Consider the following 11,766-nt stretch of genomic DNA (forward strand, 5'->3'; position numbering starts at 1 on the left):
CCGTAAAATGCACATAAGAAGAGATTTTTTCGATTTCTTTAGCTGAAACCGTTATCAAAATGAATACAGCACGCATTTCAGTAAAATAGCTTTAAAATTGAATATCCTGCATTAATACGCAATTGTTTAACAGTAAAATGATTAAAAAATAATTGACAAATGGAAAATGTTGCACATATAGTTACGCATAAGAAGGTTAAGTAAACCTCCAGGGAGGATTAAGAATGGCAGATTTTTTAGTAATTGTTGAATCACCCGCCAAAGCTAAAACGATTGAGCGGTATTTAGGAAAAAAGTATAAAGTAAAAGCATCTATGGGACATGTAAGAGACCTCCCTAAAAGCCAAATGGGTGTAGATGTTGAAAAGGAATTCGAACCGAAATATATTACGATCAGAGGTAAAGGTCCAGTACTGAAAGAACTTAAAACAGCAGCTAAAAAAGCAAAACGCGTTTTTCTCGCAGCTGACCCCGACAGAGAAGGGGAAGCAATCGCGTGGCATTTAGCACACAGTCTTGATCTTGATCTGGATTCAGAGTGCCGGGTCGTATTTAATGAAATTACAAAAGACGCAATCAAAGAATCCTTTAAGCATCCGCGAAAAATTGATATGGACCGTGTGGACGCTCAGCAGGCCAGAAGAATACTTGACCGCCTCGTAGGTTACAATATCAGTCCGATTTTATGGAAAAAGGTTAAAAAAGGACTCAGCGCCGGCAGAGTACAATCTGTCGCTGTTAGACTGATTATTGACCGTGAAAATGAAATCAAAAACTTCCAGCCTGAAGAATACTGGACGATTGATGGTCAGTTTAAAAAAGGCACCAAGGACTTCCAGGCTTCATTTTATGGTTTAAATGGTAAAAAGAAAAAGCTTGAAAATGAAGCAGATGTCAAAGAAGTGTTAAGTCAGATGAAGGGGAAAAAGTTTGAAGTTCAAAATGTGACAAAGAAAGAACGCAAACGAAATCCTGCTCCATCATTTATTACTTCATCCCTTCAGCAGGAAGCTGCCAGAAAGTTAAACTTCAGAGCAAGAAAAACAATGATGCTTGCACAGCAGCTGTATGAAGGGATTGATCTTGGTAAAAAAGAAGGCACAGTCGGTCTGATCACCTATATGAGAACAGACTCCACCCGTGTGTCAGATGTTGCGAAAACTGAAGCAGCAAATGTAATTGAGGAGCAGTACGGTAAAGAGTTTCTGGCATCAGATACGCCGAAAGCTGCGAAGAAAAACAGCAATGCGCAGGATGCCCATGAAGCAATCCGTCCAACAAGTGCACTCAGAACACCTCTTTCAGTCAAACAATATCTGAGCAGAGATCAGTACAGACTTTATAAACTTGTCTGGGAAAGATTTGTTGCCAGCCAGATGGCACCTGCAGTCATGGATACAATGAGTGTTGATCTGATGAATGGTGATGTGCAATTCAGAGCAAGCGGTTCAAAAGTTAAATTCTCAGGGTTTATGAAAGTGTACATCGAAGGCAGTGATGACAAGTCAGATGATAAAGAGAATTATTTACCTGATTTAAAAGAAGGTGAAACAGTATCTTCTGATGAAATTGAACCAAAACAGCACTTTACTCAGCCGCCGCCGAGATATACTGAAGCGAGACTGGTAAAAACACTTGAAGAGCTTGGGATAGGGAGACCTTCCACTTATGCTCCTACACTGGATACGATTCAAAAAAGAGGATACGTTTCTTTAGATAATAAACGCTTTGTCCCAACTGAACTGGGTGAAATTGTACTTGAACTGATCGTTGAGTTCTTCCCTGAAATTATTGATGTGGAATTCACAGCAAAAATGGAGAAAGAGCTTGATGATGTAGAAGAAGGTCAGATACAATGGGTAAAGATCATCGATGAATTTTATAAAGACTTTGAAGGACACCTTGAAAAAGCCGAGCAGGAAATGGAAAAGGTTGAAATCAAAGATGAATACGCCGGTGAAGACTGTGAAGAATGCGGGAATGCAATGGTGATTAAAATGGGACGTTATGGACGTTTCATGGCCTGCAGTAATTTCCCGGATTGCAGAAACACGAAACCGATCGTAAAAGAAATCGGTGTGAAATGCCCGACATGTAAAGAAGGAAATGTCATTGAGCGTAAAAGTAAGAAAAACCGCATATTCTATGGCTGTGACCGTTATCCGGAATGTGAATATCTCTCATGGGATAAACCGGTTGACAGACAGTGTCCGAAGTGTGACACAACATTAATTGAGAAGAAACTTAAAAAGGGCAATCAGATTCAGTGCCCGAACTGTGATTATAAAGAAGAACAGCAGGTATAATTGGTCCTGGCGGTTTTCTCCGCCAGGCTCTTTCTTGTGATTTTTCTGAATGGAGGAATTAACATGACACAAAGTGTAAATGTAATTGGAGCAGGACTAGCGGGAAGTGAAGCTGCATGGCAGATTGCTGAAAGAGGAATTCCGGTTAACCTTTATGAGATGAGACCTGTGAGACAGACACCTGCTCACCATACGGATAAATTTGCTGAGCTCGTATGCAGTAACTCTCTTCGAGCTAACAGCCTGACTAATGCTGTCGGTGTATTAAAAGAAGAAATGCGTACACTTGATTCAGTTATTATTTCAGCAGCAGATGCAAGCTCTGTTCCTGCAGGTGGCGCGCTGGCAGTAGACCGTCATGAGTTTGCCGGCTACGTAACAGAAAAGGTGAAGAATCATCCGAATGTAACAGTGTACTCAGAGGAGATCACTGAGATTCCGGAAGGCCCAACCATTATTGCAACAGGCCCCCTTACGACTGAAGGGCTTGCTGAAAGCATTAAAAAAATGACTGGGGAAGAGTATCTTTATTTCTATGATGCAGCTGCACCGATTTTAGAAAAAGACAGTATCGACATGGATAAGGTGTATTTGAAATCCCGCTATGATAAAGGGGAAGCGGCATACCTGAACTGCCCTATGACAGAAGAAGAATTCAACCGGTTCTATGATGCACTGATTGAAGCGGAAGTCGTTCCGCTGAAAGAATTTGAAAAAGAAATCTATTTTGAAGGGTGTATGCCGGTTGAAGTCATGGCTGCCCGCGGAAGAAAGACATTGCTGTTCGGACCAATGAAGCCGGTGGGACTTGAAGATCCTAAGACAGGAAAACGTCCATACGCAGTTGTACAATTGAGACAGGATGATGCTGCAGGTACGCTTTATAATATTGTCGGTTTCCAGACACATCTTAAGTGGGGACCGCAAAAAGAGGTTGTCCGGATGATTCCAGGTCTTGAAAATGCAGAGATCGTACGATATGGTGTGATGCATAGAAATACATTTATTAATTCACCAAGCGTTCTGAAATCCACCTATCAGCTAAAAGCAAGAGAAGATCTTTTCTTTGCCGGTCAAATGACAGGTGTTGAAGGTTATGTAGAGTCAGCGGCGAGTGGTCTGGTAGCAGGTATTAATGCTGCACGTCTTGTGAAAGGTGAAGAACCGCTGTTATTCCCTGCAGAAACTGCAATGGGAAGCATGGCCCGTTATATCACCCAGGCAGACACGAAAAACTTCCAGCCGATGAATGCAAATTTTGGGTTATTTCCTGACCTTGGAGAAAGAATCAAAAACAAGAAGGAGCGCGCTGAGAAACACGCTGAACGCGCAATCGAAACAATTCAGAACTTTGTGAAAAAAGTGTAATATTAATTGCAAAAGCCTCTAAATCATGATAAGATTTAGAGGCTTTTGTGAGGTGAAAAAATGATTCAATATTCTGATGAAGCGAAACATTCTTTTATTCAATTTTTACAAACTGAAAAGAATTACTCATCTTTGACTGTAGAGCATTACATTCATGACCTGGATCATTTTTTTGAGTTCCTGAACCGTGAAGGTGTAGGGCATATTAATGAAACGGACGATCTGCTCGCGAGGGGATATCTGGTCAGTTTGCATGAACAGTCTTATTCTCGTGCATCTGTATCACGTAAGATCTCGAGCCTGAAAACTTTTTTCAGCTATTTAAATAGAGAGAACCCGGCATTTATTAATCCGATGTCTTATGTGATCCATCCAAAAAAAGAAGGCAGGCTGCCTCATTTTTTTTATGAGAATGAAATGGAGCAGCTTTTTTTAGCGTGCAATGGAGAGGATTCTCTGTCTAAAAGGAATAAAGCACTGCTTGAATTACTTTATGCGACCGGTATCCGTGTATCTGAATGCACAGGTATTCAATTGAAGGATCTCGATCTTTCAATAGGTACGGTATTGATCAAGGGAAAAGGCAGTAAAGAGAGGTATGTTCCATTTGGACATTTTGCTGAAAAAGCATTAAGGGACTACATTGATCACGCAAGAGCAGACCTCATGAAAGATCATCATCATTTCTTATTTGTGAATCATAGAGGGAGTCCGCTTACTTCAAGAGGGGTCCGGCATATATTAACTAAACTTGTTGAGCAGACCGCCCTGACGCATTCTATTCATCCGCACATGCTCAGACATACTTTCGCAACGCATATGTTAAACAGCGGAGCGGATCTTAGAACTGTGCAGGAACTGCTTGGTCATGCGCATTTGTCTTCAACCCAACTATATACGCATGTAACAAAAGAACATTTAAAAAATACTTATCAATCATTTCATCCGAGAGCCTAAATCAGAGAGAAGGGTGTTTATGGAACAATTTCATGCAACAACGATATTTGCGATTAAACATAAAGATGGCGCTGCGATGGCCGGAGATGGTCAGGTGACAGTTGGAAATGCAGTAATCATGAAGAATACTGCAAGGAAGGTAAGGAAAATTTTCAATGGTCAGGTAATTGCCGGATTTGCCGGTTCAGTGGCTGATGCATTCACATTGTTTGAAATGTTTGAAGGAAAACTGCAGGAGTATAACGGCAACCTTCAGAGAGCAGCAGTGGAAGTTGCGAAACAATGGAGAAGTGATAAGGTTCTCAGACGTCTTGAAGCCTTGCTGATTGTGATGAATAAAGATGGTTTGCTTCTTATTTCAGGTACCGGGGAAGTAATTGAACCGGATGATGGAATTCTTGCGATCGGGTCTGGCGGAAATTATGCACTTTCAGCCGGCAGAGCGTTAATGCAGCACGCCGGGGCACATATGACTGCTAAAGAGATTGCAAGTGCTTCTCTTCAGACAGCTGCTGATATTTGTGTATACACGAACCATAATATTATTGTTGAAGAGCTTTAAGGAGGCGGTCGAATGAGACAGTCAACAGAATTAACACCAAAACAGATTGTTGAAAAGCTTGACCAGTATATTGTAGGTCAGCGTGATGCCAAAAGAGCGGTTGCTGTAGCGCTGAGAAACCGTTACAGAAGAAACCTGCTTGATGAATCGATGAGAAATGAAATCATTCCTAAAAATATTCTGATGATGGGTCCGACAGGTGTTGGTAAGACAGAGATTGCACGAAGAATTGCCAAGCTTGTCGGTGCACCGTTTATTAAAGTGGAAGCAACCAAATTTACAGAAGTCGGGTATGTCGGCAGGGACGTTGAATCAATGGTCCGTGATCTGATGGAGACTGCAGTCAGAATCGTTAAAGAAGAAAAAATGGAATCAGTTCAGGGGAAAGCAGAAGAAAATGCAAACAAGAGACTTGTGAAACTGATTGTTCCTTCTGCTAAGAAAACTCAAAGTTTTAAAAATCCTTTTGAGATGATGTTTGGCGGAAATGAACAGAATCAGGAGTCTCAGTCTGAATCACAGGAAGACGAGTCTTCACTCAGAGAAAAGCGCAGAGAAATTGCCCAGAAATTAAAGGCCGGTGAGCTTGAAGACCGGATTGTAACGGTTGAAGTAGATGAAAGTCAGTCAGCTTCCATGTTTGATATGCTCCAGGGATCAGGGATGGAGCAGATGGGGATGAACTTTCAGGACGCGCTAAGTAATATGATGCCTAAAAAGAAAAAGAAGCGCAAACTGTCAGTTAAAGACGCCAGGAAAGTTCTGACGCATGATGAAGCACAAAAGCTGATTGATATGGATGAGGTATCGCAGGAAGCACTTTACCGTGCAGAACAGACGGGTATCATTTTTATCGATGAAATCGATAAAATCGCTTCAAAATCATCAGGCTCAAGTTCTCAGGACGTCTCAAGAGAAGGTGTTCAAAGAGATATTCTACCAATTGTGGAGGGATCAACTGTCAGTACAAAATATGGGCCTGTCAAAACAGACCATGTACTTTTTGTAGCTGCAGGTGCATTCCATACAGCCAAGCCTTCGGATCTGATACCTGAACTTCAGGGAAGATTCCCGATTCGTGTTGAACTGCAAAAGCTTGCTGTTGAAGACTTTGTAAGGATTTTAACAGAACCGGATCATGCATTATTGAAGCAGTATACTGCACTGATGGCAACTGAAGGAATAGAAGTTGACTTTACTGAAGATGCTGTAAGAAGGCTCGCTGAAATCGCATATCAGGTCAATCAGGAAACTGATAATATTGGGGCCAGAAGACTGCACACCATTATGGAAAAGCTGCTAGAGGATTTATCCTTTGAAGCTTCTGATATTGCGCTTGGGACAATCTCAATTACACCGGCATATGTCGATGAAAAATTAGGCAAGATCGCAGGTAATAGAGATTTAAGTGAGTTCATCTTATAAATGTTTTGAGATTTTTGATTAAGGGAAAGATGATAAGAAAAAATAGATAATCGCAGGAGGAATTCAGGATATGAATTTACTAGGAAAAACAAGAGAAATTAACTCGATGCTGCAACAATCAGCCGGTAAACCGGTAAACTTTAAGGAAATGGCTGAAACACTGAGCGGTGTGATTGAAGCAAACGTATTTATTTTAAGCAGAAAAGGTAAACTGTTAGGGTTTGCTGTTAACCAGCAGATTGAAAATGAGCGTATGAAGCAAATGCTTGAAGACCGTCAATTCCCTGAACAGTACACAAAAAATCTGTTTAACATTACGGAGACATCACCAAACCTTGATATTGACAGTGAATACACTGCATTCCCGGTTGAAAATAAAGACCTTTTCGCTAAAGGACTTACAACAATCGTTCCGATTATTGGAGGCGGAGACCGTCTTGGTACTTTGATTCTTGCACGTGTTGAGCAGACGTTTGAAGATGACGATCTGATTCTTGGAGAATATGGTGCTACAGTAGTTGGAATGGAAATTCTGCGTGAAAAAGCGGATGAAATCGAAGAAGAAGCAAGAAGCAAAGCAGTTGTTCAAATGGCGATCAGTTCACTTTCTTACAGTGAACTTGAAGCAATTGAACATATCTTTGAAGAGCTTGATGGGAAAGAAGGATTACTTGTCGCTTCTAAAATTGCAGACCGCGTTGGAATTACACGCTCAGTAATTGTTAATGCACTGAGAAAGCTTGAAAGTGCCGGTGTAATTGAATCCCGATCACTGGGAATGAAAGGTACTTATATTAAAGTATTAAATGATAAATTCCTGCTTGAACTTGAAAATCTGAAAAGAAACTAATACAAAAGCCGGCGGATCCGCCGGCTTTTTCTTTTGAAAGCACATCATAAATTTACATAAATCGGTTGAGAAATTTACATGTATCAGGATTAGGACAGCAGAAAAATCTGCTGTCTTTTTTTGTCTTAAAACAGCGGAAATAAAATATGTCTAAAATGTGAACATAAAAAACGTATAAGTTTATTTTTATGGATAAAAATGGTTTAATCATTTCAAAACAATAACGCTAAAAACACCTTTGTAATAGTCATTCCATAAATTGTACAGATCATTTCAAGGAAATCATTATTAAGAAATAAACTGATATTAAAGTATTGATTTTTTAAAATATATCTTTAGACCTATAAAACTTTAGGGAGAAAGTATAGACTATAACAGGTCCTGCCATTAAAATGATGTATAAGTGATTTTTTATATCGGCTGAAATTACAATAATCAGTCGATATATAACGAAATGAGGTGTTTTGATGAACTTATTTTCAGGCACAATTACTTCGCTGGAAAGAGGGCTTGATTATTCTGCGGTTAAGCAAAAAGTCATTGCAAACAACGTGGCAAACGTGGATACACCGGGTTATAAGTCGAAAGATGTAAGCTTTAAGTCAATATTACAGAATGAAATACAATTGTCATCTAACCCTGCTGACCCAAGACATTTTGATCTTTCGAATACTCAAAATGATGCGCCGGCAATTACACGCCGACCATACAGCATCCGTGAAAATGGGAATGGTGTTGATATGGATAAGGAAATGGCGGATCTTGCTACTAATCAGATTTATTATAATTCGTTAATTGAAAGAATCGGCGGAAAGTTTGGTTCGCTGAATAGTGTGATTAAAGGAGGAGGTCAGTAATGACGATGTTTCATTCCATGAATACAACTACCTCAGCATTAACAGCGCAGCGTCTCCGGATGGATGTCATTTCATCTAATATGGCGAATGTTGATACTACAAGAGCAACATTTGAGAATGGTGAATGGCAGCCTTATAAAAGAAAATCGGTTGTGCTGAAACCGCAGGGTGAACATTTTTCATCCTTCTTACATACAGCCATGTATAAACCTTCAAATGCCGGACAAGGTGTCACAGTATCCAGGATTATAGAGGATAATGAAACACCGGGTGAACTTTTATATGACCCTGAGCACCCTGATGCAAATGCAGAAGGGTACGTTGAAATGCCAAATGTTGATCCGCTGAGAGAGATGGTGGATCTGATGTCTGCGACGCGTTCTTATGAAGGAAACGTAACCGTTTTTAATGCAAACAAGTCAATGATGATGCAGGCCCTTCAGATTGGGCGATCTTAAAATCCGAAAGGAAGATAGCTAAGTGGCGATACAACAGATTAATACGGCGGGATTAAATCTTATAAGTCCGTCTGCTGAACAAAACTCAAATAAAATTTCACCATATAATGCACAGCAGAATTTTGCAGCGATGTTAAAAGACTCAATTAATGAAGTAAATGCTGCACAAATTGAAAGTGACAAGATGACAACCCGGATGATCAATGGAGAAAATGTAGAACTCCATGACGTCATGATTGCTTCCCAAAAGGCATCTGTGTCCCTGAACCTGACAATGGAAATGAGAAATAAAGCTGTTGAAGCGTATCAGGAAATTATGAGAATGCCTGTATAACAATATTTTTAAATGGGGAACCGGAGGATTGTCATGAACGAAAGATTTAATCAGCTATTTACAAACGTAAAGACATTCGCCGGCACAAGATCTAAAAAACAATGGTATTTATTCAGTGGGATCACAGTTATTGCTATTTTTTTAATTGTCTTTATCGCCTTTTTTACGACAAGACAGACTATGGTGCCGCTGTATAGCAATCTCACTCCTTCAGAGACAGGCATGATTAAAGAAACACTTGATGGCCGGGGGATTCCTTCAGAGATCACTGAAGGGGGAACTGCAATCCTTGTACCGGATATTCAGGCTGAAACTTTAATGGTGGAGCTTGCTGCAGAAGGAATACCAAACACAGGTAACATTGATTACTCGTTTTTTAGTGAAAATGCCGGTTTTGGTATGACAGATAATGAGTTTAAAGTAATGCACGTAGATGCGATGCAAACAGAGATTGCTACGTTGCTAAAAGGAATTGATGGTGTTCAGGACGCGAGAGTCATGATCACGATTCCTGAGCAGGGTGTCTTCTTGAATGATAATCCGGAACAGTCATCAGCATCTGTTGTGCTGAATACACAGCCGGGTTATCAATTTGATGAGGGACAGGTGCAATCACTTTATCATTTAGTATCAAAAAGTGTACCTGATCTTCCAACAGAGAATATCGTCATTATGAATCAGTTTTTTGAATACTTTGACATGCAGGATCAGAGTTCATCTTTTGCAGGCGTTAATTTAACTGAGCAGATGGCTTTAAAGCAGACAATTGAAAGAGACCTTCAGCGTCAGGTTCAGATGCTGCTTGGCACACTTGTGGGTCAGGATAAAGTTGTTGTCAGTGTTTCAACAGATATCGACTTTGATCAGGAAAACCGGGAAGTCAATGAAGTTACGCCAGTAGATGAAGAGAATATGGAAGGAATAGAAGTCAGTGCAAGGCGTATCACTGAAACATTTGAAGGTACTGACGAAGCAGGTGGGGTTCCTGAAGGCGAGGACCCTGCTGATAACCTGACAGGGTTTGTGGAAGGTGCAAATGGATCAGGTGACTATGAGCGTGAAGAAGAAACAGTCAACTACGAAGTGAACAGAATCAGAAGAGAGATTGTGGAGAGCCCTTACCGGATCCGGGATATTGGATTCCAGGTCATGGTTGAACCGCCAGATCCGGATGATCCTGCATCTCTCCCGGCACAAAGTGTCGCTGAGATTGAATCAATGCTTGAAACGATTATCAGTACGTCAATCGATGCTGATGTGGCAGCTGATATGACACCTGAAGAAATTGCGGATAAAGTTGTGGTTTCTGCTCAGGTATTTAATGGAAGAGCCGATTTCGGAGAGACTGAAACAGCACCGGTTATTCCATTATGGGCATATATTGTCGGCGGTGTATTATTACTTGTCATTATTGGATTAATCTTCTTTATTATCCGCTCCCGCAGACAGGCTGCTGAAGAAGAAGAGATCTTTATGGAAGTTGAAGAACCAATTGATGTACCTGATGTGAACAATGAAAAAGAAACTGAAGGTACGCTCAAAAGAAAGCAGCTCGAGAAAATGGCGAAAGAAAAGCCGGAAGAATTCGCAAAGCTTCTCAGATCATGGATTGCTGATGAATAGGAGTGTTTTAGGTGGCTAGAAGAGAAAAAGAATTAAGCGGGAAGCAAAAGGCAGCAATATTGCTCATCTCACTCGGCCCTGATGTAGCATCTTCTGTTTACAAGCATTTGGATGAGGAAGAGATCGAGCGTCTGACACTTGAAATTTCCGGTGTTAAAAAAGTTGAATCAGAGGTTAAAGAAGAGATTCTTGAGGAATTTCACCATATCGCTCTCGCGCAGGACTATATTTCTCAGGGCGGGATCGGATATGCAAAATCGGTTTTAGAAAAAGCACTGGGAGCTGAACAGGCGAGCGCTGTGATTAACAGGCTCACTTCATCGCTTCAGGTGAGACCATTCGATTTTGCAAAGCGTGCTGACCCGATGCAGATCTTTAACTTTATACAGAATGAGCATCCACAGACGATTGCGCTCATTTTGTCTTATCTGAATCCACAGCAGGCAGGACAGATTTTATCCAGTCTCCCGCAGGACGTGCAGGCTGATATTGCGAAAAGAATTGCAGTAATGGATAGTACAAGTCCTGAAGTCATAAGTGAAATTGAATCAGTGCTCGAACGAAAACTGTCAAGTACTGTCCAGCAGGATCACACTGAAACCGGCGGCATTGAATCTGTCGTAGAGGTATTAAACGGTGTTGACAGGGCGACTGAGAAAACCATTCTTGACTCTCTTGAAATTCAGGATCCGGAGCTTGCTGAAGAGATTAAAAAGAGAATGTTTGTATTTGAAGATATCGTCACGCTTGATAACCGTTCAATCCAGAGAGTCATCAGAGACTGTGAAAATGAAGATCTTCTTCTGGCAATGAAGGTCTCAGCAGACGATGTGAAAAACGTGTTATTTAAAAACATGTCACAGCGGATGGCTGAGAATTTTAAGGAAGAAATGGAATATATGGGCCCAGTCAGATTACGTGATGTCGAAGAGGCACAGAGCAGAATTGTTGCCGTAATCAGAAGACTTGAAGAAGCAGGAGAAATCATCGTTGCACGTGGCGGAGGAGATGATGTCATTGTCTAGG

Annotated in this window: 11 protein-coding genes; all 11 read left to right on the forward strand. The window is 40.8% G+C overall.

Annotated features, from left to right (window positions below; translation table 11 throughout):
• Positions 1 to 224 precede the first annotated feature (224 nt).
• The gene (topA, locus tag UFB30_RS05660) at positions 225 to 2,306 is read left to right on the forward strand and encodes a type I DNA topoisomerase (protein WP_322420721.1); all 2,082 of its coding nucleotides are present in this window, start codon (positions 225 to 227) and stop codon (positions 2,304 to 2,306) included.
• A 63-nt stretch (positions 2,307 to 2,369) separates the two neighbouring features.
• Positions 2,370 to 3,674, forward strand: coding sequence for an FADH(2)-oxidizing methylenetetrahydrofolate--tRNA-(uracil(54)-C(5))-methyltransferase TrmFO (gene trmFO / locus UFB30_RS05665; RefSeq protein WP_322420722.1), 1,305 nt, complete (start codon positions 2,370 to 2,372; stop codon positions 3,672 to 3,674).
• Positions 3,675 to 3,734: 60 nt separating this feature from the next.
• Entirely contained in the window at positions 3,735 to 4,631 is an 897-nt protein-coding gene (gene xerC, locus UFB30_RS05670; protein WP_322420723.1) for a tyrosine recombinase XerC, read from the forward strand.
• 19 nt (positions 4,632 to 4,650) lie between these two features.
• A complete protein-coding gene (hslV, locus tag UFB30_RS05675) occupies positions 4,651 to 5,193 on the forward strand; it encodes an ATP-dependent protease subunit HslV (RefSeq protein WP_322420724.1) in 543 nt (180 codons plus the stop codon).
• Between the two features lie 12 nt (positions 5,194 to 5,205).
• Entirely contained in the window at positions 5,206 to 6,618 is a 1,413-nt protein-coding gene (gene hslU, locus UFB30_RS05680) for an ATP-dependent protease ATPase subunit HslU (RefSeq protein ID WP_322420725.1), read from the forward strand.
• Positions 6,619 to 6,688: 70 nt separating this feature from the next.
• Complete coding sequence (codY, locus tag UFB30_RS05685) at positions 6,689 to 7,468, forward strand: GTP-sensing pleiotropic transcriptional regulator CodY (protein ID WP_322420726.1); 780 nt, start codon at positions 6,689 to 6,691, stop codon at positions 7,466 to 7,468.
• A 467-nt stretch (positions 7,469 to 7,935) separates the two neighbouring features.
• Positions 7,936 to 8,325 (forward strand): flagellar basal body rod protein FlgB, encoded by a 390-nt coding sequence (flgB, locus tag UFB30_RS05690; protein WP_322420727.1) that lies wholly within the window; start codon positions 7,936 to 7,938, stop codon positions 8,323 to 8,325.
• Complete coding sequence (gene flgC, locus UFB30_RS05695; protein ID WP_322420728.1) at positions 8,325 to 8,783, forward strand: flagellar basal body rod protein FlgC; 459 nt, start codon at positions 8,325 to 8,327, stop codon at positions 8,781 to 8,783. The genes flgB and flgC overlap by 1 nt, the downstream gene beginning before the upstream one ends.
• Positions 8,784 to 8,844: 61 nt before the next feature.
• Positions 8,845 to 9,117: a flagellar hook-basal body complex protein FliE gene (fliE, locus tag UFB30_RS05700; protein WP_322421520.1), complete on the forward strand. Its 273-nt coding sequence runs from the start codon at positions 8,845 to 8,847 to the stop codon at positions 9,115 to 9,117.
• Between the two features lie 33 nt (positions 9,118 to 9,150).
• A complete protein-coding gene (gene fliF, locus UFB30_RS05705) occupies positions 9,151 to 10,740 on the forward strand; it encodes a flagellar basal-body MS-ring/collar protein FliF (protein WP_322420729.1) in 1,590 nt (529 codons plus the stop codon).
• A gap of 11 nt (positions 10,741 to 10,751) precedes the next feature.
• Positions 10,752 to 11,765 (forward strand): flagellar motor switch protein FliG, encoded by a 1,014-nt coding sequence (fliG, locus tag UFB30_RS05710; protein ID WP_322420730.1) that lies wholly within the window; start codon positions 10,752 to 10,754, stop codon positions 11,763 to 11,765.
• Position 11,766 lies beyond the last annotated feature (1 nt).

The sequence above is a fragment of the Jeotgalibacillus haloalkalitolerans genome (genome assembly GCF_034427455.1).
GTDB lineage: Bacteria > Bacillota > Bacilli > Bacillales > Jeotgalibacillaceae > Jeotgalibacillus > Jeotgalibacillus haloalkalitolerans.

Excerpts from the sequence above, each read along its gene's own strand:
- topA (WP_322420721.1), top strand. The coding sequence starts at position 225 with ATGGCAGATTTTTTAGTAATTGTTGAATCACCCGCCAAAGCTAAAACG.
- trmFO (WP_322420722.1), top strand. The coding sequence starts at position 2,370 with ATGACACAAAGTGTAAATGTAATTGGAGCAGGACTAGCGGGAAGTGAA.
- xerC (WP_322420723.1), top strand. The coding sequence starts at position 3,735 with ATGATTCAATATTCTGATGAAGCGAAACATTCTTTTATTCAATTTTTA.
- hslV (WP_322420724.1), top strand. The coding sequence starts at position 4,651 with ATGGAACAATTTCATGCAACAACGATATTTGCGATTAAACATAAAGAT.
- hslU (WP_322420725.1), top strand. The coding sequence starts at position 5,206 with ATGAGACAGTCAACAGAATTAACACCAAAACAGATTGTTGAAAAGCTT.
- codY (WP_322420726.1), top strand. The coding sequence starts at position 6,689 with ATGAATTTACTAGGAAAAACAAGAGAAATTAACTCGATGCTGCAACAA.
- flgB (WP_322420727.1), top strand. The coding sequence starts at position 7,936 with ATGAACTTATTTTCAGGCACAATTACTTCGCTGGAAAGAGGGCTTGAT.
- flgC (WP_322420728.1), top strand. The coding sequence starts at position 8,325 with ATGACGATGTTTCATTCCATGAATACAACTACCTCAGCATTAACAGCG.
- fliF (WP_322420729.1), top strand. The coding sequence starts at position 9,151 with ATGAACGAAAGATTTAATCAGCTATTTACAAACGTAAAGACATTCGCC.